The sequence below is a fragment of the Methylobacterium sp. Leaf456 genome (assembly GCF_001425465.1).
Classification (GTDB): Bacteria; Pseudomonadota; Alphaproteobacteria; order Rhizobiales; family Beijerinckiaceae; genus Methylobacterium.
This window is the reverse complement of sequence record NZ_LMQV01000009.1, coordinates 79,960-105,747: the sequence shown is the minus strand read 5'-3', so window position 1 is coordinate 105,747 and position 25,788 is coordinate 79,960. Positions and strand designations below refer to the sequence as shown.

General features: G+C 68.8%; 21 protein-coding genes and 1 pseudogene. 14 read left to right on the top strand and 8 right to left on the bottom strand.

All coding sequences use genetic code 11. The features are described 5' to 3' along the window. Nucleotides 1-420 precede the first annotated feature (420 nt). Nucleotides 421-4,713, bottom strand: a complete 4,293-nt coding sequence (locus tag ASG52_RS09370) for a sacsin N-terminal ATP-binding-like domain-containing protein (protein WP_156383871.1) — start codon at nt 4,711-4,713, stop codon at nt 421-423. A 1,087-nt stretch (nt 4,714-5,800) separates the two neighbouring features. Between ASG52_RS09370 and ASG52_RS26145 the strand changes: the two genes are divergently transcribed. The 3 genes from ASG52_RS26145 (at nt 5,801) to ASG52_RS09360 (ending at nt 9,488) form a co-directional block, all read left to right on the top strand. Next, a complete protein-coding gene (locus ASG52_RS26145; protein WP_082552465.1) occupies nt 5,801-6,955 on the top strand; it encodes a tyrosine-type recombinase/integrase in 1,155 nt (384 codons plus the stop codon). 141 nt (nt 6,956-7,096) lie between these two features. Then, nucleotides 7,097-7,975 carry an SDR family oxidoreductase gene (locus tag ASG52_RS09365; protein WP_056242113.1) on the top strand — a complete coding sequence of 293 codons (879 nt, stop codon included), beginning with the start codon at nt 7,097-7,099 and terminating at the stop codon, nt 7,973-7,975. 34 nt (nt 7,976-8,009) lie between these two features. Beyond that, on the top strand, nt 8,010-9,488 hold the full coding sequence (locus ASG52_RS09360) for an 8'-apo-carotenoid 13,14-cleaving dioxygenase (protein WP_056242110.1): 1,479 nt from the start codon (nt 8,010-8,012) through the stop codon (nt 9,486-9,488). A gap of 5 nt (nt 9,489-9,493) precedes the next feature. Here the strand turns inward: ASG52_RS09360 and ASG52_RS09355 are convergent, their stop codons facing one another. The 3 genes from ASG52_RS09355 to ASG52_RS09345 all read right to left on the bottom strand — a co-directional run bounded on the left by ASG52_RS09355 (nt 9,494) and on the right by ASG52_RS09345 (nt 11,102). Then, entirely contained in the window at nt 9,494-10,270 is a 777-nt protein-coding gene (locus tag ASG52_RS09355; RefSeq protein WP_056242107.1) for a creatininase family protein, read from the bottom strand. Nucleotides 10,271-10,376: 106 nt separating this feature from the next. Beyond that, the gene (locus ASG52_RS09350) at nt 10,377-10,793 is read right to left on the bottom strand and encodes a CsbD family protein (protein WP_056242103.1); all 417 of its coding nucleotides are present in this window, start codon (nt 10,791-10,793) and stop codon (nt 10,377-10,379) included. 105 nt (nt 10,794-10,898) lie between these two features. Beyond that, nucleotides 10,899-11,102 (bottom strand): CsbD family protein, encoded by a 204-nt coding sequence (locus ASG52_RS09345; RefSeq protein WP_056242100.1) that lies wholly within the window; start codon nt 11,100-11,102, stop codon nt 10,899-10,901. 389 nt (nt 11,103-11,491) lie between these two features. Here ASG52_RS09345 and ASG52_RS09340 point away from each other — a divergent pair, with 389 nt between their 5' ends. The 3 genes from ASG52_RS09340 to ASG52_RS09330 all read left to right on the top strand — a co-directional run bounded on the left by ASG52_RS09340 (nt 11,492) and on the right by ASG52_RS09330 (nt 15,030). Continuing rightward, nucleotides 11,492-12,256 carry a fumarylacetoacetate hydrolase family protein gene (locus ASG52_RS09340; RefSeq protein WP_056242144.1) on the top strand — a complete coding sequence of 255 codons (765 nt, stop codon included), beginning with the start codon at nt 11,492-11,494 and terminating at the stop codon, nt 12,254-12,256. A 181-nt stretch (nt 12,257-12,437) separates the two neighbouring features. Further along, the gene (locus ASG52_RS09335; RefSeq protein WP_056242097.1) at nt 12,438-13,445 is read left to right on the top strand and encodes a 2-dehydropantoate 2-reductase; all 1,008 of its coding nucleotides are present in this window, start codon (nt 12,438-12,440) and stop codon (nt 13,443-13,445) included. A 4-nt stretch (nt 13,446-13,449) separates the two neighbouring features. Beyond that, the gene (locus ASG52_RS09330) at nt 13,450-15,030 is read left to right on the top strand and encodes an acyl--CoA ligase (RefSeq protein WP_056242094.1); all 1,581 of its coding nucleotides are present in this window, start codon (nt 13,450-13,452) and stop codon (nt 15,028-15,030) included. Between the two features lie 312 nt (nt 15,031-15,342). On the opposite strand, the gene ctrA is transcribed toward ASG52_RS09330, so the two are convergent. Next, nucleotides 15,343-16,044, bottom strand: coding sequence for a response regulator transcription factor CtrA (ctrA, locus tag ASG52_RS09325; protein WP_056242091.1), 702 nt, complete (start codon nt 16,042-16,044; stop codon nt 15,343-15,345). Between the two features lie 455 nt (nt 16,045-16,499). Here ctrA and fliI point away from each other — a divergent pair, with 455 nt between their 5' ends. From fliI to ASG52_RS09295, 8 genes and pseudogenes are all read left to right on the top strand, one after another. Continuing rightward, entirely contained in the window at nt 16,500-17,846 is a 1,347-nt protein-coding gene (gene fliI / locus ASG52_RS09320; RefSeq protein WP_056242142.1) for a flagellar protein export ATPase FliI, read from the top strand. An 89-nt stretch (nt 17,847-17,935) separates the two neighbouring features. Further along, nucleotides 17,936-18,340 (top strand): flagellar export protein FliJ, encoded by a 405-nt coding sequence (gene fliJ / locus ASG52_RS09315; protein WP_056242087.1) that lies wholly within the window; start codon nt 17,936-17,938, stop codon nt 18,338-18,340. A 129-nt stretch (nt 18,341-18,469) separates the two neighbouring features. After that, nucleotides 18,470-18,796: a type II toxin-antitoxin system PrlF family antitoxin gene (locus ASG52_RS09310; protein WP_056242085.1), complete on the top strand. Its 327-nt coding sequence runs from the start codon at nt 18,470-18,472 to the stop codon at nt 18,794-18,796. Between the two features lie 4 nt (nt 18,797-18,800). Then, nucleotides 18,801-19,286 carry a type II toxin-antitoxin system YhaV family toxin gene (locus ASG52_RS09305; protein ID WP_056242082.1) on the top strand — a complete coding sequence of 162 codons (486 nt, stop codon included), beginning with the start codon at nt 18,801-18,803 and terminating at the stop codon, nt 19,284-19,286. Between the two features lie 156 nt (nt 19,287-19,442). Further along, on the top strand, nt 19,443-20,495 hold the full coding sequence (locus ASG52_RS09300; protein WP_056242079.1) for a lysylphosphatidylglycerol synthase domain-containing protein: 1,053 nt from the start codon (nt 19,443-19,445) through the stop codon (nt 20,493-20,495). A 340-nt stretch (nt 20,496-20,835) separates the two neighbouring features. Further along, nucleotides 20,836-20,976: a hypothetical protein gene (locus tag ASG52_RS27825; RefSeq protein WP_200945591.1), complete on the top strand. Its 141-nt coding sequence runs from the start codon at nt 20,836-20,838 to the stop codon at nt 20,974-20,976. 227 nt (nt 20,977-21,203) lie between these two features. Continuing rightward, nucleotides 21,204-21,306, top strand: a pseudogene (locus ASG52_RS28750) (IS110 family transposase); the annotation flags it as partial. Then, nucleotides 21,305-21,649 carry a hypothetical protein gene (locus ASG52_RS09295; RefSeq protein WP_156383870.1) on the top strand — a complete coding sequence of 115 codons (345 nt, stop codon included), beginning with the start codon at nt 21,305-21,307 and terminating at the stop codon, nt 21,647-21,649. The pseudogene ASG52_RS28750 and the gene ASG52_RS09295, both read left to right, overlap by 2 nt. Nucleotides 21,650-22,004: 355 nt before the next feature. Here ASG52_RS09295 and ASG52_RS09290 read toward each other — a convergent pair whose 3' ends face one another. Genes ASG52_RS09290 through ASG52_RS09280 form a run of 3 tightly spaced genes read right to left on the bottom strand, consistent with a single transcriptional unit; the run spans nt 22,005 to nt 25,785 of the window. Beyond that, entirely contained in the window at nt 22,005-22,952 is a 948-nt protein-coding gene (locus ASG52_RS09290; protein ID WP_082552464.1) for an ABC transporter substrate-binding protein, read from the bottom strand. Beyond that, nucleotides 22,949-24,967: an iron ABC transporter permease gene (locus ASG52_RS09285; RefSeq protein ID WP_200945590.1), complete on the bottom strand. Its 2,019-nt coding sequence runs from the start codon at nt 24,965-24,967 to the stop codon at nt 22,949-22,951. Before ASG52_RS09285 ends, ASG52_RS09290 begins: the two co-directional genes overlap by 4 nt. Beyond that, on the bottom strand, nt 24,964-25,785 hold the full coding sequence (locus ASG52_RS09280; protein ID WP_056242069.1) for an ABC transporter ATP-binding protein: 822 nt from the start codon (nt 25,783-25,785) through the stop codon (nt 24,964-24,966). The genes ASG52_RS09285 and ASG52_RS09280 overlap by 4 nt, the downstream gene beginning before the upstream one ends. Nucleotides 25,786-25,788: the final 3 nt, after the last annotated feature.

Below are 25,788 nucleotides of genomic sequence, written 5' to 3'. Positions count from 1 at the left end.
AATGGGCCACAACATGAGAATGTTGTGTCCGCCCGGACCTGCCATCCCACGTCAATGGCGGCTCTTATGGGCCAAGCGGTCATTCCAGCGCTCCTGTGCGAAAGGCCGCTAATGGCGCGAAGCCGAATAAGTCGGGAGCGAACTCCCGACCCAAACCAGGCCTTCGCGAGGTCCGCTTACAGGAATTCTGATGAGCAGCACGAGCGACCGATGGTGGCCGTGAGCGGCCCGTCCGCTTCGACGCTTGTGCGGCTAGAAAGCGGGCGTAGCAGGAATGCTCGCCGGCGAGGTCGGCGTGGGTCAGCACGGCCCGAGTGGCGAGCGAATGATCTCGGGGCAAGAGCATGGATCGCAATGCGATGTAGCTCGGACAGCCCTGTCGGCCAGAAACTGCAAGGTCCAGCCGGCATAGCGACCTCGTCACCGCTCGATGGGCTCAAGCCGCAGCTTCCTGCATCCGGGGATCTCGTCGACGCGCAACTCGCACTCGCGCGAAAGCGCAGTCCGATGGCCGAGCGGATCGGATACGATCGTCAGCTGAGCTGATCGTCGTGAGCCGCCATCGAATTGAATGCGGTAGACCTGGTACCGCGTTCGGTGTTTGCGGGCTGCCGCCATCTCCGTGGCCGTGAGGCGGACCGTGCCCGACTTGACCTCGATGAAGCGCACAACGAGGTCGAGCCGTCGGGGATCCGCGGCGAACGTGCGTTCGTCTTCCTCTGAAGCGAAGCTGAGGCAATCGCAGCCGAAGGCGTTCCGGCCCTGCAGCCGCGACACGTCGACCGGGTGTCGGCCCTCGCTCTTCTCGAACATGATCGCCCACTGCTCCGCATCGGCTGGGCCATGAATATCGGTCGGTCCTCCCAAGGCGCCGGTCCCGGCGCCGATCCTGACGCCCGCTCCACCACCGCCGCCGCCTCCAGCGCCCGCGGGCGGGTTCGTGGTGATCGGCGTCGCCCGGACGCCCCCAAGGCTGCGCTCCGGGCCGGTGCCGGCTCCCGCGCCTTTCGTAGCCTCACCGAACGTCGGTCCCTTCGCGTGCGGACCGGCCCCGACCGGAGGCGATGGGCCGTCCGCGGCCGGACCGGATGACGTTCCAGCACCTGCCTTGCCCTTCGCCTCGCCGCCGGGGTTGGTCGTGCCCAGCGCGAACGTGGCTGCGTCCATCGTGCCCTCCTCAGGGTCGGCGTTGGCGAGCTCCTCGTCGACCTGGACGAAAAGGCGGTCGATCTCGTCCGCCGACAGGTTGGTGAGCAGGCGGCGCAATTGCATGCGCCGAAGCTCAGGAGCGTCGACAATGAGCAGCTTCTCGAAATCACCCCCGCTCTGAAGGTCGAACAGTTCGGCCAGGCCATCGCTGATGGCGGTGAGCGCCTGGAGCCGGAACTGGTCGCTCGGCGCCGCTGGATCGACGACGACAAGGAGCTCGTCCTCGCGGAGGAGGTAGCCCCCAGGGTCCAGTTGGCCACCCACCGTATCCTCGCCGACGGTGAACCGCAGATCCGCTTCCACCACCGGAGCGAGAACCAACCTCTCCAGACGCCGCAGGCGAGGCAGCTCCACGCTGTGCGCGGCCCTGTAGGCCTTGATGAAAGGCAGCGTTGCCGAAAGGACGCCGCGCAACACCTCAGCGGTCGCGCGATCCACCTCGACCGACCTCGTCAGCTCCACTGAGAAGCGCTGCCGGCTCATGGCGTCCACGCCGAACCGGGCAAGGACCTCCTTGGCGCTCCTGCGGGGCGGAAGGTCGAGGAGCGCGAACAAGCTGCGCCCCACCGCGGGAAAGTTGTCGCGGTCGGCATAGCGAGCCTCGGCTGGTCGCGCCCAGGCCACCGTCCCGCCCTTGCGGACCTGCAGCCGTCCCGTCGCACGGAACGCGTCGCCCTCCGGCCCACCCCGGGACGGCTCGAAGCCGTCGAGATCGAGCACCTGCAGGTAGAGGCGGCGCACGAGGTCCGGCCCTGCCTTCCGGGCCTCCAGCGAAGCCATAAGACGGTAGATGTCCGCCTCGCGGAGTTCCGGCAACCTCTGCGGAACCCCGGCGTTGAGTAGGCCGCGCAGCCAGATAGTCTGGTTCATCCCGAACGAGACGGCCGCCTCCGCGAGCGGTCGGCCGGGAACCGCGAACAGCTCGGCCAGTCGGCCTGGCTCGACCATGGAGTCCCTGGGCGCCACCTTCCGCCCGTCGCCCACCCTCAGCCAAGGGCGCGTCGCGATCGCGTGCCGGACCAGGTCCGGCAGATCGCCGGTATAGGGCCGGTACTGGGCACGACCCTGGCGAGCGTGGACCGTCGTGACGAAGGCACTACCCTTCACGGCGTCGAACCGCTCGTCGAGCGCAAGCCAGGACAGGATCGCGTCGCTGCTGGCGTCCGCGAGGATCCGGTCCAGGCCGATGATGCCGTTAATCGACGCCTTAAGGTTGGCATCCCAGCGCAGATCGGCCTTCCGCAACGAGGCATGGTAGCCGTCGGCTGAGACGTCGACGATCTCAGGCAGGCAGGCTCTGACGAGGTCGCGTTCGCTTGGCGACACCTGCTGGACCTCCTCGCTCGGCCATGTCTGCACCCCGATCCAGCGCAGGAACCTGGCCAGGTCGGGGGCGTCGGGGGGAAGCCCGTTCGCTTCCGGCGACCCAACGAGCAGCGCAGGCTGCGACGCGTAAAGCGCCTGCACGATGTCGCCGTCGCGGCCGTAGCCGCCCGACAGGTGGGTGCGACCTGCCGCCCGCCATGTTCCGTCCTGGCAGCGCACCTCGGTCGCACCGGGAGGGTAGGCGGAATCGCGCGCGACGGTCTGCCGAAGGGCATAGAGAGCGCCCAGGAGCTCACGGCGGATCCGGTCGGGGTCGGCCTTGCCCTTCAGCATCTGCGCCCCCTGCCGGCGGAGCGACGTGATCACGCCCACAGCGCTGAATTCGGTCACCCCGAAGTGCTCAAGCAGGCCGAAGCGATCGCGGGCTGCGCCCGGCGACCGTGCGACGAGCTGGTTCCACAACCCGCGATCCAGAAACTTGGCGGTGGCCCAGCGGGGCAGTGCAGGCGGCCGCCCGCTGGCCGGCGGGGGAAAACAGGTGTTCTTCCGAGTGAGCGCCCGGCCGGCGCCGTCCACCAGCAAGGCTCGGTGATGGTGCTCCGATGGCAAAGCTTTCGCGATCCCGATGATCGCCGCCGCCCGCTCGTCGATGCGGAGGTCCGCCTTCACCAAGGTGCCGACGATCCCGGCCGCAGGCATCACCCCAACCTTGAGGCGCTCGAGCACGGCCACATCCCGGTCGGAGCGACATCGCGCCAGCGAGCCGAACAGGCGCTTGGGAAGATAGTCGACGTAGTTCTTCGGACCGAGGGCTGTGGCCGCGGCGGCCACGCGCCGTCCCGCCAGCGTCCCGATCAGCGGCAGTTCGGACGCCCGCTCGTAGACGCGCTGCTCGAACGTCGCGAGGCTTGGAGGAAACGTCGCCCGCCGGGACAGAAAACCGATCGGCTCGTCGATCACCTTCGCTTGCGCGAGCGCCACGAGGAACTCGGCATAGAAAACGGCAAGCGCATCGAGGACGGCGTCGTTCACCTCGGACTCGGCGCTCAGCGACTTGCGGTTCGAGTCGAGCTCCAGGGTGGCATGGGCCAGCACGGGGAACGGCAGAGGCAGATCGGTCGGGAAGTAGGCGTGCAGCCGCCCGGGTTCGGGGGCCCCCTTTCGAAACGCTAGCGCCAGCTCGTAGCCCCGCGCGGCCGAGGAGGGTTGCGCGACCTGGCCAGTGCGCCGGCGACAGACCCAGCGCTGCTCCTCGACGTCCCCCGTTCGTTCGATCTTGAGTACGACCTCGTCTCCCTGCAGGTGCCTTCTGCTCCAACGGAGCTCGGGCTCGCCCTCTACCTGGATGGCAACCTCTTCGATCGAGTCCACGAAAAGGAGGAACGAGGGCTCGAACTCCCGCACCTGGGCGAGGGCGCGGCCATGCTTCTCCGCTGTCAGCCCAGCCGCCACCACGGTGTCGTAACCTTCGGTGCGCAGGGCGAGCGCGCGCCGGCGGCGCTCCGCGGCCGCGCCCTCGTCGAGCGCGTTTAACTCCTCGCCAACGAGTGGAAACGCCAGCACCGGCACTTGCGGATCGGCGGAATCGAGCAACTGCCCCAGCCGCACGCTCCTGTCGGCGATCTCGGCGGCTTGCCCGAGAGCGTGCCGACGATGGAAGCCGATCCCGAGCGCCCCGCTCGAGATGAACGGCTCGCCGGACCAGTTGAGGAGCGCGCGAAAGCCCAGGCCCTTGGCGCCGATCAGCCCGCGCTTGCGTCTCGCCTTGTCGCTCGTGTTCGGGGTCATGAGCGACCGCACCCCATCGGGCGAGAAGGGAGCGCCCGTGTTGGCGACGAGGAGGGCGTCCGGCCGAAGCTCGATCCGGACGCGGCTCCGCACGCCCGCCTCGGTCGCCGCGTCGGCCGCGTTCTGAACGAGCTCCAGCAGCTCGCGGCCCGCATAGTCCCTCGCCGTGGCGTGCTCCTGCGCCGCATGGCCGAGCAGGAAGTCGGGTTTCGCCAGGTAGGCGTTCTTAGTCTCGCTTGTCAGCTGGGCGACGAGCGTGACCCAGTCCTCCTGCGTCCCAGGCACCTCGGGGGCAGGCGCATCAGCGGGGAGGACTGCCAGGAATGCCCCGGCGCTTATCATCTGAGTTGTCACAGTCGCATCTTCAGTCCGCCGGCCGTAGATGGCCAAAGGCGGCCCCCTGACCATGGCAGTCAGCAGTCGTTAAGTCGACAGACGCGGAGGCAATCCTCGACGGGCAATGCGAACCCGACCATAGACTCAATGCGACCCAGAGCTGGAGGCTCCAGCGCAGCCTGCTCGCGCAAACATGTGAAGCAAGCGGCTTGAACTTGAAGGCACAGCGGGTGGATCGAAGCTCGAGAGAGGCTCACGGCCGGCCCGACGCAGGAGGGACGCTGTGATCAATGTTGAGGTGCTGGACGCCCGCCCCGATCCGCGGGGCGGCTTACGTGTTGTTGCCGGCGACCGCTTTCAGGAACTGGCTTCAGCACCTGCAACGGCCGGCTTGGGCGCAAAGCTGAAGGTCTGCTTCCGGGCAAGCACCGCAAGTCGGCTTCTGGCGCGAAGCCGAACTGCCCATCCAGGTTTGCATCAAGTTTGCTGGCAAGTGAAAATGGCTCGCGGTCATTATGGCTCGACGTGCTGGAAACGGGTTGCTTTAGCGCCTGGACGGGATGCGGTAGGATAGTAGTAGCTTGGCAAGGTGCGGCAGCTCGATAACGGTGTATCGAGGATGATGAAGTTTGTCGTTTTCTTCGCCGTGCGGATGACGCCCCTCGGTCGGCACCACCTGTCCCTTCATGCATTGGAAGCGGCGGGCCTTGGGCACACAACGGGCCCTCATCAGGCCGCCTCCGAGGCTTTGCGCAATTAATTGCAGTGACTTTCGCACCTTCTCCAGCGCCCTGGATGGAGGCGTTGCCGAGCCAACCGGTTGTGATAGACTGAAATCATCGCAACCTTGCACGCCACTCGGCCCAGACCCGCTCATGTGTCAGCGGGCTCATGCGTGCGAAAGCAAAGCCGTGAACGATGATCATGTTCCCGCACCGATCGCGGTAGCATTTGCCGGGCGCGCCATCCTATCGGTGAAAGAAGTCTGTGACCTCCTCCGGATGGACGCCAAGACACTGCGTAAGCACTGTATTGCAGGCAACATCCGATTTATTTTGAAGGGGATAGGAGAACGAAGGCCAAGGAGAGAATTTATGCTCTCTGATGTTATGGGTTTCCTCCAAAACAGGTCTCGTGTTGAATGTCTGTCTACCGGCCTAAGGGCTCGCCGTACTACCATTTCGACTTCCAGTGCCGAGGTGTTCGATTTCACGGCTCGACGAAGCAAACCGAACGCCGCCTTGCGGAAGCGGTAGAGCGCTCAGAGCGGAAGCAGGCCGCTGCATCAGTCAGCGCAGATCGTGCTCGCACCGCAGGGCCTATGACCTTCGATGCTGCCGCAGGCAGATACTGGGATGAAGTCGGACAGCACATCGCATCAGCGTCCGAGACCGAACGAAATATTGAGCGGCTCGTCGAGTGGATCGGCAAGGAAACACCTGTCGCCGAGATCACCGACGACACCGTCGCTCGTTTGGTGGCCCGGCGTCGTGGACAGCATCGACGCGGTGAAAAGCACCTGGGATTCGTGTCTCCGGCACAGGTGAATCGGTCTGTGACGCAGTTGCTGCGCCGGATCCTGACGCGAGCCCGGAAGGTCTGGAAGGAGCCTTTGCCCACAGAGCCGAACTGGACAGCGCACGTTTTAGCCGAGCCACGAGAGCGGACACGGGAGCTATCCTATCAGGAAGAGAGGCGCCTTGAGGAGGTTGAACGGGCAGATTACCGGCCTGCTCGGCTCTTTGCGCAAATCACCGGCCTCAGGCGTCGAGAAGTGGTTTCGTTGACCTGGCGGCAGATCGATTTTGAAGCCGATGTAATTCGGGTGGTCGGTAAAGGCGACAAGCCTCACATAATACCGGTCACCCCGGACCTACACGCGCTTTTGTGGCCCCTTCGGAGGCACCACGAGACCAACGTTTTCACATACGTCTGCCAAAGGACGCGAACTGAACCTCGCTCTCGCCGACAGCTAATTGCTGGTGAGCGCTACCCAATAACTTACTGGGGGCTCGGTTCGGAGATGCGACGGGCGCTCAAAAAAGCCGATGTTTCGGACTTCCGCATCCACGATCTGAGGCATACCGGAGCTACGCGCGCACTACGCGCGACCGGGAATCTCAAGCTGGTGCAAAAGCTCCTGAATCATTCGAGCCTGCGAGTGACGGAAAAATACGCGCACGCTAGCCTTGAGGATCTCCGCGACGCAATGATGCAGACGGCCTCGGATGATCGAAGACGCCGCGCAAAGTCCCGAAAAAACTCCCGAACTGCGTCGGCAGATTGGGAAAAGTAGTATTCTGCAATAGGTTAGAATGCTTCACCAAGGGCCTTGTAAGCGGTAGGTCGCGAGTTCGATTCCCGCAACCGGCACCATTCTGCCGCGGTGACCAATGCAGGTTCGGCACGTTAGCCGAGACCGCAGAAGGAACCCGCGATGACGATCGATCCGCGCGAAGCAGGGCCGCGTCCGCCCTTTCCGGGCCAGCAGCAGCAGGAACGGCCCGGCCTCACCTCGAAGATGACGCCTGCACCGGATCACGGCGAGACGAGCTATGTCGGCAAGGGGCTGCTGACCGAGCAGGTCGCCCTGATCACCGGAGGCGATTCCGGCATCGGCCGGGCGGTGGCCATCGCCTATGCCCGCGAGGGCGCGGACGTGGCGATCTCCTATCTCGAGGCCGAGCAGTCGGATGCCGAGGAGACCGCGCGCTGGGTCGAGGAGGCCGGGCGGCGCGTCCTGCTGCTGCCGGGCGACCTGCGCGACGAAGACCATTGCCGCGGGATCGTCGCGCGCACGGTTCGAGAACTCGGACGCATCGACATCCTCGTCAACAACGCGGCGGCGCAGACCATCAACGACGGGCTCGACGACGTGACCGCGAAGGATCTCGAAGGTGCCTTCCGGGCCAACGTCTTCGCGATGTATTACCTCGCCCAGGCCGCGGTGCCGCACATGCGGCCGGGCTCGGCCATCGTCAACTCGACGAGCCAGCAGTCCAAGGTCGCCGACAGCACGATGCTGATCTACGCCGCGACCAAGGGCGCCATCGCCAGCCTGACGATCGGCTTGTCGAACCTGCTGGCGCCCAAGGGCATCCGGGTGAACTGCGTGGCGCCGGGCCCGGTCTGGACGCCGATCCAGCCGATCGCGAAGAGCCCTGAGCAGATCGAGAAACTCGGAGCCGACACCCCGCTCGGCCGGGCCGGCCAGCCGGCCGAGCTGGCGCCGGCCTACGTGCTGCTCGCCTCGCGCGAGGGCAGCTACATGTCGGGTGCCCTCGTGCCCGTCACCGGCGGCACGCCGATGTACTGATCGGCGGCCGCGCAGCACAGCCGGAGGGTGCCTCATGTCCAACCCGGTCCGGTCGGCCGTCCGCGCCGTGGCGGAGGGCGGCGTCACGCTGGTGGCAGCCCTCAACCGGTTGCGGCTGCCCAAGCGGCCGAGCCCGTTCGCGGTCGGCATCCATGCGCCGATGCGCGAGGAGCTGACGCTGTCCGATCTGCCCGTCGTCGGAACGATCCCGACGGCGCTCGACGGCCGGTATCTCAAGATGGGAGCCAACCCCGTCCGCCCTGCCGCAAGGGCCCACGAATGGTTCCTCGGCGACGGCATGGTGCACGGCCTCGCCCTCGCTGAGGGCCGCGCCCGATGGTACCGCAACCGCTGGATCGGCTCGCGCCTCGCAGCTGCCGCCCTGGGCCGGCCCGCGGCCGATGGGCCGCGCCGGGGCCGCAACGACACCGTCAACACCAACGTCGTCGCCATCGGCGGGCGCGCCTTCGCCTTGGTGGAGGCCGGCAGCTTCCCCGTCGAGCTGTCGGAGACCTTGGACGCGCAGCGCTACAACCCGTTCGACGGAACGCTGTCCGGGTCCTTCTCGGGGCACCCGCATCGCGACCCGCTCAACGGTGAGACGCACGCGATCGCCTATGACGGAGCGATCTGGGACAGCGTGCGCCACGTGGTGCTCTCACCCGCCGGACGCGTGGTGCGCGAAGTGGCGATCCCGGTCGAGCACGGCCCCTGCATCCACGATTGCGCGCTGACGGCGCGCTTCGCAATCGTGCTCGACCTGCCGCTCACCTTCTCGATGCGGGCGCTCCTCGCCGGCTATCGCCTGCCGTTCCGCTGGAACCCGTCCCACCGCGCCCGTGTCGGCCTGCTGCCGCGGAACGGCCAAGCGGCCGACATCGTGTGGTGCGTGGTGGAGCCGTGCTTCGTCTTCCACGTCGCCAACGCCTTCGACGAAGTGGACGGCCGGGTGATCCTCGACGTGATCGCTTATCCGAGGGTGTTCGCCTCGGCCGGCGGCGGTTTCGACGAACCGGGCCGGTTCGAGCGCTGGACCGCGGACCCCGCGACGCGGCGGGTCGAGCGGCGGGTGATCGACCCGACGCCCCAGGAATTTCCCCGGATCGACGAACGCCGGTTCGGGCAGCGCCACCGCTACACCTATTGCGTCTCGGTCCCGCCCGACGGCGATCCGCAGCTCACCGGCGCGACGCGGCTCTACCGGCACGATGCGGAGACGGGCGAGCGGCACGTGCACGAGTTCGGACCCGGTCGTCTCCCCGGCGAGTTCGTCTTCGTCCCCGCCGCCGACGACGCGGGCGAGGAGGAAGGCTGGCTCATGGGGCTCGTCGTCGACACGGCGAACGAGACCACGGATTTCGCGATCCTCGACGCGCGGAAATTCGAGGCTCCGCCGGTCGCCACGGTTCGGCTGCCGCACCGGATTCCACCGGGCTTCCACGGCAACTGGTTCCCGGCCCAGCCCTCGGGCGAGAGGGGAGGGGACGCTTACCCGGAGAGGGCGACGACGTAGGGGCCCTACAGCCGGAAGCGGTCGATCTCGCCGAGCAGGGTCACGAAGGCGTGCGCGCCGTGCTCCAGGGCGGCCCGGCCCTTCTTGGCGGTGCCGAGGCGCGCGTCGCCGAGCGAGCCCGATGCGTGGAGGTCCTGCGTCTTCCAGGCGAAGGCGGCCGGGCGCCCGGCCCGCAACAACGAAAACTCCCGCTCCATCGCCACCGTGCGCGGCGCGAAATCGGCGATGGCGTCGGTGCGCACGAGATCGGGTCGCAGATGCAGCATCAGCGCCGTCTCGATGCCGCCGGCATGGATGCCGTGGCGAATCTCTTCGTCCGGAAACAGCCCCTCGGGCAGGCCGAACCGGCTCCACGCAGTCGTCACCGCGAGCATCCCGAACCGCCCGCGCAACTCACCCGCCACGAGGTCCATCAGCGGGCTGTTGCCGCCATGCGAGGAGACGATGACGAGCTTTCGGCAGCCCGCCCGGTGCAGGCCGGCGCCGATCTCGGTCCAGGCCGCGAGCGCGGTGGACGCGGTGAGCGTCAGGGTGCCCGGAAAATCGTCGTGCTCGTCCGATTTGCCGACCGCCTGCACCGGCAGGAACCACACGTCGAGCGCCTCGGGTACGAGCGTCGCGACCCGGTCGAGATAGCCTTGCGCGATGATGGTGTCGGTGCCGAGCGGCAGATGCGGCCCGTGCTGCTCCACCGCCGCCACCGGCAGCACTGCGATGGCACGGCCCATGTCGCGGGTCCGCACCTCTTCGGTCGTCAGATCGAGCCAGGATCGTGCCGGCATTTTTTGGGGAGACGCCTCTGCCTATTCGACGTCCCTTGGGACGGCGAGACGGCGTCGGAGTCAACGTTCGGCAGCCCCGCGCGGGTCGCGCGGGGCCAGGCCAAGTTCAGCGACCGCGGCTCACCAGCCAGCCGAGGCCGAAGGCGGCGGCCGCCACGAGGGCCAGCGTGGTGCCGCGGTTGTCCTCGGCGCGGGCGACCAGGGCGCGGCCCTGGCGGCGGGCCTCGTTGCCGTAGTGGCGGGAACGGTCATAGGCCTCGTCGCGCAGCGAACGGCCGCGCTCGTAAGCGTCATCGCGCAGCGAGCGCCCGCGGCTCGCGGCCTCGTCGGCGAAGTGGCGCCCGTCGCGGTGAAGGCCCTCGGCCTGGGCGTGCATGCGACCGTAGGTCGATTGCGCGACGCCGGCCACCTGCTCGTAGGCACCCTCGACCTGCGGCCGGGCGCGGCCCGACACGGCGCCGAGCGCGGAGCGCCCGCGGCCCTTGATGTTGCGGATGCCGCCTTCGAATTGATCACGATTCATTGAAGTCTTCTCCAATGGTGAGGCGCCTGGATCGGCGCCGGAAAAGAAAGAGCCGCACCCGAGGCGGGTGCGGCTCTGTCGGTCGAAACCCGAAATCCGTCCGGATCAGATGCTGCGCTTGATCTTGTCGGCGGCGTTCTTCACGCCGTCCTTGGCTTCGCCGACGGTGCGCTGGGTCTTGCCCTCGACTTCCTGCGCCTTGCCCTCGGCCTGAAGCTTCTCGTTGCCGGTCACCTTGCCGACGGACTGCTTGATGTTGCCGGTAGCTTCGTTGGCGAGGCCCTTGAGCTTGTCGGTGGTGCTGCTCATCGGATGTCTCCCTTCGTTGGCTGTGCGCCGAATTGTGGCGCCTTCGGCAAGCGGAACGGTGAGCGCGGTCATTGGTTCCGAACCTAGGTTATGGGCAGCCCTGGTCTGCACGGCCCGCATCGGGCGCAAGCCCACGCTCTGCTTCAAAAAATTTCTGCGCACCGGCCAAATATTTTCCAGTCAACCTTCGCGGCTCGATGGGTCAAGGATGCTGTATCCAAAATACCTAACCGCATAGCGTCCGGCCGATCGCGCCAATTCGGCATTCGCGCCGGGACGAAGGGATCAGGAGACTCGATGAGCGTCGATGCCGACCCGCTCCACCGCCCTGCCGCCGCGGCGAACGGACGATGAGCGCCGCCATGGATTCGGATGTCATGGATGCGGGCGTGACCCGCTGGATCGGCTTCCGCCACGACGGCGCGGCCGGCTTCGGCCGCCTCGACGGCGAGACCATCGCGGTGTTCGAGGGCGACCTGTTCGATGCGCCGACCGACACGGGGCGGACCCTGCCGCTGTCGGAGGTGACGCTCGACCTGCCGTGCCGGCCCTCCAAGCTGATCGCCCTGTGGAACAATTTCGGGGCGCTGGCCGAGAAGCTCGAACTGTCCCGGCCGGAGGCGCCGCTGTTCCTGATCAAGCCGGCCAACACCTACCGCCCGTCGGGCGCGACGGTCGCCGCGCCGGAGGCGTCGGGCCGGGCGCTCTACGAGGGCGAACTCGCTATCGTGATCGGCAAGACGGCGCGGGACGTCTCCGAGGCCGAGGCGATGGACCACGTCTTCGGCTTCACCTGCATCAACGACGTGACCTCGGCCGCGATCCTGAAGGCGGATGCGAGCTTCACCCAGTGGGCGCGGGCCAAGGGGCTGGACGGGTTCGGCCCGTTCGGCCCCGTCATCGCCACCGGGCTCGATCCGGCGACGTTGACGGTGCGGACGCTGGTCAACGGCCGCGAGCGCCAGAATTTTCCGATCAGCGACATGCTGATGCCGGTGGCCCGGCTCGTGGCGCTGATCTCGCAGGGGATGACTCTGGAGCCCGGCGACGTCATCGCCTGCGGCACCTCGGTCGGCTCCGGGCCGATCCCGAAGGGGGCGACCGTCGAGGTCGTCATCGACGGCATCGGCACGCTGACGAACCGGTTCGAGTAACGCGCACAGAAACGTGCGTCGGGAAACACGGCCGCGCTTGCTCCACGAGGGCAACGCATAACGGCCAAGTGACTTGTAGAGGCGGACGGCCCGCGGAGCGACGAACCCGCGGGCCGTCCCGGACGACCATCACGCGAGAGGGCCCGCGAGGGGTCCTTTTCGCGAAACACGGATGAGAGACATGAGCATCGCGATCGTCGGCGCCGGCGCCATCGGCGGATATCTCGGGGTGAGGCTGGCGGAGGCCGGCGAGGACGTGACCTTCATCGCCCGTTCCAACGCGGACGCGATCCGCGAGAACGGCATGCGCCTCATCGAGGAGGACGGCACCGAGATCCACTCGAAGTCGGTGAAGGCGACCCGTTCGATGCAGGAGGCGGGCGTCCACGAGGTCGTGCTGCTCACCGTCAAGGCGCATCAGGTCGGCCCGATCGCCGCCGACCTGCACCACCTGATCGGCCCCGACACCGTCGTGGTGACGATGCAGAACGGCATCCCGTGGTGGTACTTTCTGGGGGGGCACGGCGGCGAGCATGCCGGCACGCGTCTGGAGAGCGCCGATCCGGGCGGCCTGATCGCCGACAACCTCGACCCGAAGCACGTGATCGGCTCGGTGGTCTATCCGGCGACCGTGCTGACCGATCCCGGCACCGTGAAGGTGATCGAAGGCAACCGCTTCGGCCTGGGCGAACTCGACGGCGCGAAGTCCGAGCGGGTGCTGGCGCTGTCGCAGCGCCTCGCCAAGGCGGGCTTCCGCGCGCCGGTCACCAGCGACATCCGCGCCGAGATCTGGCTCAAGCTGTGGGGCAACCTCAGCTTCAACCCGATCTCCGCGCTGACCCACGCCACGCTGGAGGACATCTGCCGCTTCCCCGACACGCGGGCGATCGCGGCCGAGATGATGCGCGAAGCCGAGACCATCGCGAACCGGCTCGGCGTCACCTTCAAGCTCGGCATCGAGAAGCGCATCGCGGGCGCCGAGAAGGTCGGCCCGCACAAGACCTCGATGCTGCAGGACGTGGAGGCCGGCCGCCCGATCGAGCTGGAGGCGCTGGTCGGCTCGGTGATCGAACTCGGCCGCCTGACCGAGACGCCGACGCCGCATATCGATACCGTCTTCGCCCTGATGCGCCTGCTCGCCCAGAGCCTGGAGCGCGCCAACGGGCGCCTCTCGATCCAGGGAGCCTGACCCGATGCGCATGCCCGACGATTCCGCCTCTTCCCCCATCGACGCCAAGGAGGCCCCCGTGGCCGCGACCACCCTCTACGACCTGATCCGGGCCGGCGACGACGCGGCCACCGCCCTGTCGAGCCCCGGCGGCGTGCCGCTGACCTTCGAGGCCCTCCGCGCGCTGACCGACCGCACGGTCGCCGAACTCAACGCCCGCGGCATCGGCCGCGGCGACCGGGTCGCCATCGTGCTGCCGAACGGGCCGGAGATGGCGGCTGCCTTCATCGCGGTGGCCGCGGGCGCCACCTCGGCCCCGCTCAACCCGAGCTACAAGGCCGACGAGTTCGAGTTCTATCTCACCGACCTCAAGGCGAAGCTCCTCATCGCCGCCGACGGCTCGGCGACGCCCGCCGCCGCGGTCGCCGAAAAGCTCGGCCTGCCGGTGGCGCGGCTGAAGCCGACACCGGACGAGGGCGCCGGAAGCTTCACGCTGGCCTTCGCCGACGAGGCGTCCGAGCCTGCCGCGAACGGCGGCCCGGCTAACTCCGAAGAGATCGCGCTGGTGTTGCATACCTCCGGCACCACCTCGCGGCCCAAGATCGTGCCGCTGACGCAAGGGAACGTCTGCGCCTCGGCCCGCAACATCCGCAACGCCGTGCAGTTCACGGCCGAGGATCGCGGCCTCAACATCATGCCGCTGTTCCACATCCACGGCCTGATCGCCGGCATCCTGGCGCCGCTCTCGGCGGGCGGTCAGGTCTCCTGCACGCCGGGCTTCAACGCGCTCAAGTTCTTCGCCTGGATGGATGAGGTGCGCCCCACTTGGTACACCGGCGTCCCGACGATGCATCAGGCGATCCTGGGCCGCGCCGCGCGCAACGGCGAGATCATCGCCAAGAACCCGCTGCGCTTCATCCGCTCCTCGTCCTCGTCCCTGCCGCCGCAGGTGATGAAGGAGCTGGAGGCGGCGTTCTCGGCCCCCGTGATCGAGGCCTACGGCATGACCGAGGCCGCCCACCAGATGGCCTCGAACCCGCTGCCGCCGAAGCCCCATCATCCCGGCTCGGTCGGCCTCGCGGCGGGCCCGGAGATCGCGATCGTCGATCTCGCCGGCGAGCCGGTGCCGGCCGGCGAGACCGGCGAGATCGTCATCCGCGGCGACAACGTGATGAAGGGCTACGAGAACAACGACAAGGCCAACGCCGAGGCCTTCACCCGGCAGGGCTGGTTCCGCACCGGCGACCAGGGCACGCTGAGCCCCGAGGGCTACCTCTCGATCACCGGACGCCTCAAGGAGATCATCAACCGCGGCGGCGAAAAAATCTCGCCGCGTGAGGTGGACGAGATCCTGATGGACCATCCGGCGGTGTCGCAATGCGTCACCTTCGCGATGCCGCACGACAAGCTCGGCGAGGACGTCGTCGCCGCGATCGTGCTGCGCGAAGGCGTCCACGCCGTCGAGAAGGACATCAAGGGCTTCGCCTCGGAGCGGCTCGCCGCCTTCAAGGTGCCGTCCAAGATCCTGATCCTCGACGAGATCCCGAAGGGCGCTACCGGCAAGCTCCAGCGCATCGGGCTGGCGCAGAAATTGGGACTCGCGTAGTTCTTTCGACACACCCCGCGGCCCACCGGCCGCGGGGTTTCTTTTTGCTTTGCTCGACGCTCGTCATTCCGGGGCGCGAAGCGAACCCGGAATCCACGACTGGCCGCGACGGTCCGACTTCGGCCGGGTATCCCGCATCACGGGTGGATTCCGGGTTCCGCTGCGCGGCCCCGGAATGACGGGAGTGGGTTCGAAAGAGCGATCTGACACGCATCGCTTCTTGCGTGCAGCGCCGGCTGACGCGCAATCCGAAAATCCCAAAAATAAACCCCGCCGGAGCGGGGTTTTTGTCGTCGTTCGTTGGCCTGAGCGTCAGACCGCCATGCGGACTTCACCCTCGTTCGGCTCGCGCAGCACGTAGCCGCGGCCCCACACCGTCTCGATGTAGTTCTTGCCCTCGGACGCGTTGGCGAGCTTCTTGCGCAGCTTGCAGATGAACACGTCGATGATCTTCAATTCCGGCTCGTCCATGCCGCCGTAGAGATGGTTGAGGAACATCTCCTTAGTCAGCGTCGTGCCCTTCCGGAGCGAGAGGAGTTCCAGCATCTGGTACTCCTTGCCGGTGAGGTGCACGCGCGCGCCGCCCACCTCGACGGTCTTCTGGTCGAGGTTCACGACCAAGTCGCCGGTGGTGATGACCGACTGGGCGTGGCCCTTCGAGCGACGCACGATGGCGTGGATGCGGGCCACCAGCTCGTCCTTGTGGAACGGCTTGGTGAGGTAGTCGTCGGCGCCGAAGCCGAGGCCTTTCACCTTATCCTCGATGCCGGCCATGCCCGACAGGATCAGGATCGGCGTCTTCACCTTCGCGACGCGCAACGAGCGCAGCACCTCGTAGCCCGACATGTCGGGCAGGTTCAGGTCGAGAAGGATGATGTCGTAGTCGTAGAGCTTGCCGAGATCGACGCCCTCTTCGCCGAGGTCGGTCGTGTAGGTGTTGAAGTTCTCGGATTTGAGCATCAACTCGATGCTCTGCGCCGTAGCGCTGTCATCCTCGATCAGAAGTACGCGCATCGTCGGTCCCCACCCCGGCCCAGCCGTATCAGGGCGCTTGAGACAAGCCGCCGCCGGGCGCCTACCGACGGCCTCGGCAGACGCTCCCTCATTCCCACTTCAGAAACGCTATTCCTTAACCGTTAACAAAAGCCGAATCCCGCTTGCAAGGATCATCGCATTCGAGTCCGCAGGCGATTCTCCTTATGGTTGGCAATCTGTTCTCCGGGAACCGCCGCTTTGGCCGGGTGGCCGATAGGCCGGATGGGGTAAGCCGTTCATTTCCCTCAGGTTGTCAGGTTTGTTGCCCAAGAGTGACAGGGGGCGATCGTTACCGCACAAGCTTTCGTGGGCCTTACCGCGATGGGTCGGATCGCGCCGACCCGTGCCGAGCGGGCCGCCGGGGTGTTAAGATATCCGTCCGATCGATGGCGCGAGGAAGGGGCTAAGCCGATGACGCGCGGGCGGTGGCCGGCATGACGGGCGGGGCCGGAGGCGGGCTGGCGGCGGCGCTCGCTGCGCTGTCCACGGTCGAGACCCTGGAGGTGTTCGGGCGGGTCACGGCGATTCGCGGGCTGCTGGTCGAGGTCGCCGGGCCCGTGGCCGCGATGCGGCTCGGCGGGCGGCTCGACGTGGTGGTGGAGGCGAGCGGGGCCGGCAGCGTCCCCTGCGAGGTGATCGGCTTCTCCGGCGACCGGGCGCTCGCCATGCCGTTCGGCTCGCTGGAGGGCGTGCGCCGCGGCTGCCCGGTTCTGGTGCGCGACGAGGCGGCGGGCGCGGTCCGGCCCTCGCAGGCCTGGCTCGGCCGCACGATCGATGCGCTCGGGCGGCCCATCGACGGACTCGGGGCCCTGCCGCAGGGGCCCGCGATCTATCCGCTGCGGGCCGACCCGCCGCCCGCCCACGGGCGCCGCCGCGTCGGGCCGCCGCTCGATCTGGGGGTTCGCTGCATCAACACCTTCCTCACCATGTGCCGCGGCCAGCGCATGGGCATCTTCGCCGGCTCGGGCGTCGGCAAGTCGGTGCTGCTCTCCATGCTCGCCCGCTACACCGCCGCGGATGTGGCCGTGATCGGCCTCGTCGGCGAGCGCGGCCGCGAGGTGCAGGAGTTCCTGCAGGACGATCTTGGCGCCGCCGGCCTCGCGCGCTCGGTCGTGGTGGTGGCGACCTCCGACGAGCCGGTGCTGATGCGCCGCAACGCCGCCTACGTGACGCTGGCGGTCGCCGAGTATTTTCGCGATCAGGGCGCGCAGGTGCTGTGCATGATCGATTCGATCACCCGCTTCGCCATGGCGCAGCGCGACATCGGGCTGGCCGGCGGCGAGCCCCCCACGGCCAAGGGCTACACCCCCACCGTCTTCTCCGAACTGCCGCGCCTGCTCGAGCGGGCCGGCCCCGGCACCGGCGAGGGGGCGATCTCGGGGCTGTTCACGGTGCTGGTCGAGGGCGACGACCACAACGAGCCGGTGGCGGACGCCGTGCGCGGCATCCTCGACGGCCATATCGTCATGGAGCGGCGCATCGCCGAGACCGGCCGCTATCCGGCGATCAACGTGTTGCGCTCGGTCTCGCGCACCATGCCGCGGGCCTGCGACCCGGCTCACCTTCCGACGGTGCGTCGTGCGCGAAAGGTGCTCGCGACCTATGCCGACATGGAGGAACTGATCCGGCTCGGCGCCTACCGGGCGGGTTCGTCCCCGGAAGTCGACGAGGCGGTCGCGCTCATGCCGGATCTGACGGCTTTTCTGGGGCAGGGTAAGGAAGAAGCAACCTCCATCGGCGAGGGTTACGAACGGCTGGCCGCCATCGTGGGCGGCGGGTGAGGCGGCATCGCGTCGGGGGACGGACCCACAAGGTCCGGCGAACGCGTCCGGCCCTTTCACCAGCGTAGCGTAGGAGTGGATGGCCCGACATGAAATCGCGTGACACGCTGATCCGGCTGCGGCGGTTCCAGGTGGACGAGAAGCGCCGCCGGGTGGCGCAGATCGAGATGATGATGGCCGACTTCAACCGGATGGCATCCGAGTTGGAGCGCGAGGTCGCTCAAGAAGAGGCCCGCGCCGGCATTTCCGATCCCGCCCACTTCGCCTACCCGACCTATGCCCGCGCCGCGACCACGCGCCGGGACAACATGCGCCAGTCGGCGGCCGCCCTCGAAGGCCAGCTCGCCGAGGCCAAAGCCGAACTCGGCGAGGCGTTCGAGGAGCTGAAGAAGGTCGAGATCTTGGAGGACCGCGAGCGCTCCGCCGAGCGCGCCGCGGAAGCCGCCCGCGAACAGGCCGAGATGGACGCGATCGGCCTGCGCGCCCGGGCCTGATTCTTTTTCGGGGTCGCACGACCGCTCTTACGGATCGTCGGGCCGCCTCGGTGGCTCGGCGATTTTTGCGTTGAGGTGCCGACACGCTAAATGTAAGAAATATTCCTTACTCTGTGTCGCGAGGGGCCGATGTCCGTTCCGTTCAGGGAGCACAGCCGGATCACCGCCAAGGGCCAGACGACGGTGCCGAAATCGGTGCGTCAGGCCCTCGGCGTCAGCTACGGCGGCGAGATCGCCTTCGTCGTGGACGAGCAAGGCGTACGCGTCGTGCGCGTGGAGGAAGAGACCGATCCGGTCATCCAGAGCTTCCTCGAATTTCTCGCCCGAGACATCCAGCAGAATCCGGGCAAGAGCGTCGTGGACTTTCCGGAAGCGCTCGTGGAGCGGATGACCGCGCTCACCCGTGGGGCTACGGTCGATCTCGACGAAGAGATCGACGGGCCGGTCGCCCTCTGAGCCGATGCCCGTCGTCGGCAACTGGACGGTCCTGGCGCATCCGCTGCTGCTCGATCAGCTGGACAGGCTGACCGCCGCCGTGGCCTCAGCGCAGACCAAGGATTCGGACGGATATCTCGGCACCGCCAACGCGAAGCTGCTCGTGATGCTGCATCGGCTGCTGTTCGAGACGGTGGCGCAAGATCCGACTCGTCCCGAGTATCGTCAGGGCAACACCCTGGGCGACGGGCGCAAGCACTGGTTCCGGGCCAAATTCGGCAACGGGCGCTTCCGCCTCTTCTTCCGCTACGACAGCCGGGCCAAGGTGATCGTCTTCGCCTGGGTCAACGACGAGACGACGCTGCGCACCTACGGCTCGAAGACGGACGCCTACCGGGTGTTCGCCGGCATGCTCGACAAGGGCAACCCACCCGACAGCTGGCAGGACTTAATGAAGGCTGCGTCGAGCGAGGCGGCGAAGGCACGCTTCGAGCGAGCCAAGCCGACATAGCGCGCGACAACTCTTCTGAGGTGTTCCCACCGGCATGAAACCGTCACGATCGGCGGGCAAGAGCCCGCCGCATCGAGCCGGTCGCTCCGGTGCCGCTTGCGATGCACGCGGCCCTGGCGCAGGAGGGACCGGTCCCGAGGGAGGCGGCCGGTATCCATGAAGAAAGTCAGTGAGATCTTTTGGGGCCTGATCGGCCTCGCGGCGGTGGCGGCCTCCTGCTACCTGCTCTGGGGCAAGCTGAAGGACCAGTCCTGGGCGAGCATCGAAGCCGCCTTCCTGGCGATCCCCCCGCATCACGTCCTCTTCGCCGCCCTCTCGACGCTCGTCGCCTACGCGGCGCTCGCTTGGTACGACCGGATCGCGCTGCTCCACCTGGGCGTGCGCGGCATCTCGTGGATGTTCGTCTCGGTCTGCTCCTTCACCACCTACGCGCTCTCGCACAACATCGGCGCATCGGTGTTCTCCGGCGCGCTGGTGCGCTACCGGGCCTACACCGCCAAGGGCCTCTCGGCGGCGCAGGTCGCGGTGCTGGTGGCCTTGTGCTCCTTCACCTTCGGCCTCGGCACGATCCTGCTCGGCGGCTTCGTGCTGGTCTACGATCCGGGCCTGCTGGCGCGGCTCGACAGCCTGCTGCCCGCGGCCCTCACCAACCCGCACACCGCCCGGCTCGTCGGCTTTGCGCTGCTCGCCTTCGTGGCGCTCTACGTCCTCGGCTCGGTGCTGCGCTTCCGCCCGCTGACGATCCGCAAGTTCAAGGTCGAGTATCCCCGGCCGCAGATCATGGTGCGCCAGCTCATCGCGGCGCCGCTGGAGCTGCTGGGTGCCGCCGGCATCATCTACTTCGCGCTCCCCGACAGCCTGAACCCCGGCTTCATCGCTGTGCTCGGCATCTTCCTCGCCTCGTTCTCGGTGGCGCTCGCCTCGCACGCGCCCGGCGGCCTCGGCGTGTTCGAACTGGTGTTCTTCACCGCCATGCAGCTCCAGACCGATGCCGAGAAGGCACCGGTGCTGGCGGCCCTGCTGATCTTCCGCCTGTTCTACCTGCTGATCCCGTTCGCGATCGCCATCGTCGTGGTGGTGCTGTTCGAGCGTGCGCGCCTGTCGAAGGCACTCCACAAGACCGATGCGAACCCGCCCGAGCCCCCGCTCGTGGCGCCGGGCCTCGACAACCACGTCATCGAGAAGCGCCTGGAGAAGAAGGCGGTTTGAGGGGGCTTCGTTAGCCTCGGTCGTCCGCGCCCGCCTCCGCGGGCCTGAGGCTCGCTCCGCTCGATGCCTCGGCTTTCAGCCGAGGCCCGCTCAAGCGCGGCGCTCTTCGCGCCGCGAAGCCGCCAACGCGGCTTCGATCGGCGCCGGCCCTGGCGGGTCGGCATCGCTCGGCCATGCGCGGCGAGCGAATCTGCGGACCGTTTCCCGCAGGATGACGCCGCCTTCGTAAAGGATTAACTGCCGCGATCGTGGACGGTGGGACGGGCGCCCTTGCCCGGCCTTCACGAACGGTTAAGCTTGCACCGTGGGCGCAGGTCCCGCGCTCGGATCATCGAACATCATGGCTTCCATCAAGGTGCGGGTTTCCGAGGACGGAACCTGCTCGATCTGCCGCAACGGCACGATCGTCAGCACGGGTCTCACGCGCCATCAGGCCGACCAACTGGTCGCGGTCCTGCGCGCCATCGAAGGCCACGCCTGAGGTTTTTCCGGTCGATCCGCGCGGTTTCAGCCCCACGCCGTCGTCGCGAGGCGGAGCCGAAGCGATCCAGGACGCCGCATCATCCGGAGGGGGCGCGTCCTTCGACGAAGCGGCTGCGACCGAATCGCCCCTCCTCGCACGGTCGCGCGCTGTTGGGGTGGACGGCCCCTGACGGCATCGGTGTGCTACGATGAAGTTGTCGAAGACTTCCTCAAGTGAGATCGTCCATGGAGCGGTGTATCCGCATCGGGGTGGACACGTCGAAGCACTTGTTTCGGCTGCGCGGTGAACGCGGCCGAGCAGCCGGTGCTGCGGCGCCGGTTGCGGCGTGGCTGGGGCTGACGACCAAGACCCCCTCGACGGCGCGCCGGACCCGGCTGGGGGGATCACCCGGGCGGGCGCCCCGATGCTGCGCAGCCTGCTCGTGGTGGGAGCGACCGCCATCGTCTGGCGGGTGCGGGGTTCGAAGCCGAAGACCGCGCAGAAGACCGGTGATGCGAGCGTGGGCGGGGACGAGCCCTGGCTGCAGGCCTGGGTGCGGGCGCTGCTGACGCGCAAGCTGGCGGCGCCGGCCAACAAGTTCGCCCGCATCGCCTGGACGCTGATGCAGAGCGGTGAGCGCGACCGGATGCCGGCCCTGCCCGCGGCGGGACCGCAGCCGGCCACCGCCTGAGGGCGGCCCGATCCGATCCGGGCGCGCATCGCGCCCACGACCCATCACGCGGCCGATCCGATCCGGAGGCAGACCGCCTGACGCGCTTGCAAGAGGGCGATGAGGAACCGGGATCGTCCGATCCGGGACAAGGGATCAACCGTGCAATCCAATGGCCGATCTCAGGTCGTCGCTCGGTGTGGGTCCCCCGTCGCGGACCCCATCTCGGCCAGCAATCCCGAGGCTGCGCTCACAGGCCGGACAGATGAAGGCAAGCGAACGCAGCCCCGAACAACTCATCCGACCATCTTGCGAGAAGGGGGCCGTCCACACAGGGATTGCTTCGGCTGCCCCTCGCAATGACGGTGCGGGTGTCTCAGCCCGCCGCGGGCGCCTTCAGCAGCGTATCGGTGATGCGGTTCGACAGCCTCAGCGCCGAGCCGGGCCCCCCGAAATTCCAGATGTTGCGTTCGATCAGGCCGACGCGGCCCGCGCGCAGGGCCGGCACCCGTTGCCACGCGGCGCTGCGGGTCTTGGCGGTGAGCGGGATGTCGGGGCCGGTCGTGCTCACCAGCATGACGTCGCAATCGTCCAGCGCGAGCAGGTCCTCCGAGGTCAGCGGGCGCACGCCCTCGCGGCTCCGGTCGGGGGGCCAGAAGCGCAGGCCCAGCCGCGCCGCGAGGCCGGCCGAGAGGCTGTCGGCGGTGAAGACCCAGTAGGTGTCCTGGCCGCCCAACTCTTGGAGCACCACGAGGCGCCGGCCGCTGCGCCCGGCCTCCGCGAGGCGGGCGGCATCATGGGCGATGCCCGCGGACACCTCGGCCTCCGCGTGCTCCGCGTCCGCGCGGTGGCCGGTGAGGCCACCGATCATCGTCTGGAGCGTGAAGGCGGAATCGAGCCGTGTGGCCGGGGGGACGGGCTTGAAGTCGAGCAGCACGGTCGGGGCGATGCTCTCGAACACGTCGAAGAGCGGGGCGTGGCGGTAGGAGACGCCGAGGATCAGGTCGGGCTTGAGCCGGGCGATGGCCTCCAGGCTCGGCTGCTGGCGGGTGCCGACATCGGCCACACCCTTCAGGCGCTCCGATAGGACGCCGATCCAGCCGGGATAGAGTTTCGGGTCGGACATGCCGACCGGCGGGCAACCGACGGCGGCGAGCATCTCGGCGAGGAGGAATTCCAGCGCCACCACGCGTTGGGCCGGCTCGGGCAGGACGGCGGAGCGCCGGAATATGAGGTCGCTCGCCCGCGCGGGCGCCGCCGCAAGCCCGGCCGCGGCGAGCCCCCCGACGAGAAAATCGCGGCGGCGAATCGACAAAAGCGTCATCGCGCGCCCTTTCGGCCGCGGGACATCAGCCAGAGGAAGTAGGGGGCGCCGATCAGCGCGGTGAGCGCGCCGGCCGGGATCTCGGTCGGGGCGAGCGCCGCCCGGCCGACGATGTCGGCGACGACAGTGAGCAGCGCCCCCAAGAGCATCGCGATCGGCAGACGGTCGCCGTGGGCGTGGAAGCCGACGAGGCGGGCGAGGTGGGGCGTCAGCAGGCCGACGAAGGCGAGCGGGCCGACGATGGCGACCGCGGCACTCGCCAGCACGGCGGCCAGTCCGAGGGCGAGGGCGCGCAGCAGTCCGACATCGAGGCCGAGCCCGGCGGCCGCGTCGTCGCCGAGCGTCAGGAGGTCGAGGGGGCGGCTGAGGAAGGCGAGCGCGGGCAGGCCGACGAGGAGCCAGGGCAGCAGCGCGGCGGCGTCGGGCCACGCCCGGCCGTAGGTGCCGCCGACGAGCCAGATCAGGGCGCGGGCGGGCTGGGCGCTGGTCTCGACGATGACCGCGTAGGTCAGCGCCGCGAACAGGCCGCTGAAGGCCAGCCCCGTGAGCGCCACGGGCAGCGGCGCGAAGCGGCGGCGGCGGTTGATGGCGAGGATCAGGCCGAGCGTCGCGAGCCCGCCCGCGAGCGCCAGGGCGAAGGTCTCGGGCCGGCCGATCAGCGGCCAAGCCAGAAGCCCGCACAGCGTCGTCAACGCGGCGCCTTGCGTGACGCCCAACAATTCGGGGCCGGCGAGCGCGTTGCGCACCACGCTCTGGAGCACGACGCCGCTCGCCGCCAGCATCATCCCGGCAATCGCCGCGACCGCGATGCGGGGGCCGCGGATGCCGAGGATCAGCGCGGCCTCCGGGTCGGTGCCGGCGAGCGCGGAGATCCAACGGGCAGGGGGAAGGCAGGTCTCGCCCCAGGCGAGGCCGCAGGCGGCGAGCGCGATCAGGGCGGCGAGCAGGGCGGTCGCCACGACGGCAAGCGACGCGGCCCGGCCGGAGGCCGCGACCTCGCCGCGGTCGGGCGGGGTGAGCGCCCGCCCGCGCATCACCAGAACGAGCAGGATCGGCGTGCCGACCAGCGCGGTGGCGACCGCGGTCGAGAGGCCGGCGGAGAGACCGAGGCCGGCCACCGCGCCGTCGGCGGCGATCAGCAGGCCGCCGCCGGTGAGCGCGGAAAGGGCGACGAGGCTGCCGAACCGGCGGATGCCGGCCGCCCGCACGAGGTTCGGGGCGATGAGGCCGATGAAGCCGATGGGGCCGGCGAGCGCCACGGCGAAAGCGGTGAGCGCGGTCGCGACCACGACGCCCGCGAACCGCACCGGCAGAACCGCCACGCCGATGCCGGTGGCGGCGTCGTCCCCGAGTGCGAGCGCTTCGAGCCCGCGCAGCAGGAAGGGCAGGGTGAGAAGCGGCGGCAGCAGCCACAGGGCGGCCACGGTGAGGCCTTCGGCGCCGGGCTGGTAGAGCGCGCCGCTGCTCCACAAGGCGAGGCCGGCGATGTTCTGCTCGAACAGGGCGAGCGCGATCGTGATGCCGGCCCCGAGCAACAGGGCGCAGGCACCCCCCGCGAGCAGCAGCCGCAGAGGCGGGGCGCGCCAGCCCCCGGCGGCGGTCAGCGCCAGCGCCGCCGCGCCGAGCCCGCAGGCGAACAGCAGCGGTGGCCCTGAGAAGGCGGCCAAAGCCGGAACGGTAAGTCCAAGCAAAACGCCGATCTGTGCCCCGGCCGTCACGCCCAAAAGATCGGGGGCGGCGAGCGGGTTGCGGGTCACCGCCTGGAACAGCGCGCCCGCGGTGCCGAAGGCCGCGCCCGCGGCCAGCCCCGCGAGCACCCGCGGCAGGCGCAGTTCCCAAAAGAGGAAGCGGGCGGCTTCCGCCTCAGCCGGGCCGTGGGCCGTCATCAGTGCATGGAGCGTCGGCCACAGGCGGGCGACGGCGAGCAAAGCCACGAGGGCGGCGGCGATCAGGGCGAGGCGCAGGCCGGGCGCAGGCCGGGCCGGCGCCGGCAGGTCGGCGGCGAGCGCGGTCACGGGCGGACGGGATGCGTCTGGCGCCGGGCCGGGGCGAAGGCGGGCACGCAGAGCGGGGCGGCGGAATCCGGATGGTCGAGCCGCCACATCTCGACGCCGTAGACCTCCGCCAGCGGCCCCGGCCGCAGCACCTCGGCGGGCGGCCCGTCATGGAGGATGCGGCCCGCCTTCATCAGCAGCACCCGGTCGGCGAGCGCGGCGGCCTGATTGAGATCGTGCAGCACGCAGACGATGGTGATGCCGCGCTCGCGGTTGAGGGTCTTGAGCGCCAGCACCAACTCGACCTGATGGCGCACGTCGAGCCAGGTCGTCGGCTCGTCGAGGAGAAGGACGCGGCATTGCTGAGCGAGCGCCATGGCGATCCAGGCCCGCTGCCGCTCGCCGCCCGACAGCGCCGCGACCTCGCGGGCGCCGTGATCGCGCAGGCCCGTGGCGGCGAGCGCGTCGAGGATCGCGCTGCGGTCGGCGGATGACAGCCCGCCAATCAGCCGGCGGTGGGCGTGGCGCCCGTAGGCCGCGAGTTCGAACACGGTGAGGCCGGCCGGCACCTCGTTGGCCTGGGCCAGCATCGCCAGCGCCTGCGCGCGCTCGCGGCGCTTCAGATCGCCGAGGGGGCGCCCATCGACCTCCACGGTCCCGGCCTGGGCCGGCTGCAAGCCGGCGAGCGTGCGCAGCAGGGTCGATTTCCCGCAGCCATTCGCGCCGCAGAGCGCGGTGACGCCACCGGAGGCAATCGCCACATCGAGCCCGGCGAGAACGCGCCGCGCCCCGTAGGCGACGGTGAGGCCCTTACCCTCGAGGATCGCGGCCCCCTTCATGCG

Bases quoted from the DNA above. Each gene is read 5' to 3' on its own strand.
- ctrA (WP_056242091.1), bottom strand. From the start codon at position 16,044: ATGCGCGTACTTCTGATCGAGGATGACAGCGCTACGGCGCAGAGCATC.
- ASG52_RS09300 (WP_056242079.1), top strand. From the start codon at position 19,443: ATGAAGAAAGTCAGTGAGATCTTTTGGGGCCTGATCGGCCTCGCGGCG.
- ASG52_RS27825 (WP_200945591.1), top strand. From the start codon at position 20,836: ATGGCTTCCATCAAGGTGCGGGTTTCCGAGGACGGAACCTGCTCGATC.
- fliJ (WP_056242087.1), top strand. From the start codon at position 17,936: ATGAAATCGCGTGACACGCTGATCCGGCTGCGGCGGTTCCAGGTGGAC.
- ASG52_RS09365 (WP_056242113.1), top strand. From the start codon at position 7,097: ATGACGATCGATCCGCGCGAAGCAGGGCCGCGTCCGCCCTTTCCGGGC.
- fliI (WP_056242142.1), top strand. From the start codon at position 16,500: ATGACGGGCGGGGCCGGAGGCGGGCTGGCGGCGGCGCTCGCTGCGCTG.
- ASG52_RS09280 (WP_056242069.1), bottom strand. From the start codon at position 25,785: ATGAAGGGGGCCGCGATCCTCGAGGGTAAGGGCCTCACCGTCGCCTAC.
- ASG52_RS09345 (WP_056242100.1), bottom strand. From the start codon at position 11,102: ATGAGCAGCACCACCGACAAGCTCAAGGGCCTCGCCAACGAAGCTACC.
- ASG52_RS09305 (WP_056242082.1), top strand. From the start codon at position 18,801: ATGCCCGTCGTCGGCAACTGGACGGTCCTGGCGCATCCGCTGCTGCTC.
- ASG52_RS09350 (WP_056242103.1), bottom strand. From the start codon at position 10,793: ATGAATCGTGATCAATTCGAAGGCGGCATCCGCAACATCAAGGGCCGC.
- ASG52_RS09360 (WP_056242110.1), top strand. From the start codon at position 8,010: ATGTCCAACCCGGTCCGGTCGGCCGTCCGCGCCGTGGCGGAGGGCGGC.
- ASG52_RS26145 (WP_082552465.1), top strand. From the start codon at position 5,801: ATGTCTGTCTACCGGCCTAAGGGCTCGCCGTACTACCATTTCGACTTC.
- ASG52_RS09335 (WP_056242097.1), top strand. From the start codon at position 12,438: ATGAGCATCGCGATCGTCGGCGCCGGCGCCATCGGCGGATATCTCGGG.
- ASG52_RS09330 (WP_056242094.1), top strand. From the start codon at position 13,450: ATGCGCATGCCCGACGATTCCGCCTCTTCCCCCATCGACGCCAAGGAG.
- ASG52_RS09310 (WP_056242085.1), top strand. From the start codon at position 18,470: ATGTCCGTTCCGTTCAGGGAGCACAGCCGGATCACCGCCAAGGGCCAG.
- ASG52_RS09290 (WP_082552464.1), bottom strand. From the start codon at position 22,952: ATGACGCTTTTGTCGATTCGCCGCCGCGATTTTCTCGTCGGGGGGCTC.
- ASG52_RS09355 (WP_056242107.1), bottom strand. From the start codon at position 10,270: ATGCCGGCACGATCCTGGCTCGATCTGACGACCGAAGAGGTGCGGACC.